The organism is Jatrophihabitans lederbergiae (assembly GCF_031845305.1).
Lineage (GTDB): Bacteria > Actinomycetota > Actinomycetes > Mycobacteriales > Jatrophihabitantaceae > Jatrophihabitans_A > Jatrophihabitans_A lederbergiae.
Genome location: NZ_JAVREH010000264.1, coordinates 1 through 255, shown reverse-complemented (window position 1 = coordinate 255; position 255 = coordinate 1). Strand labels below are relative to the sequence as shown.

Annotated in this window: 1 pseudogene; it reads left to right on the top strand. The window is 61.6% G+C overall.

Annotation, left to right across the window (positions count from 1 at the left end):
• A pseudogene (locus RM423_RS26340) lies at positions 1–255 on the top strand (hypothetical protein); the annotation flags it as partial.

Below are 255 nucleotides of genomic sequence, written 5' to 3'. Positions count from 1 at the left end.
GTACGGACTGGTTAGACGCCATCCCGGCGCCAGCAATCAAGACCCTTCGCAAGCTCGGCCATGTCACCGCGACCGCCAGAGACCCAGGCGCACTACTACAACAACTGCTGGCCTTCTTTGGAGTTAGAACCATCGAAGCATGGGGCTCGATCTGGGCGAAGCCATCTGCGGCCTTCCTGAAGTCCCCAGCGTTCGAGGCACACCAGGGCGCGGTAGCTGTCTGGCTACGCCTCGGTGAGCTTGAAGCCATCAGCC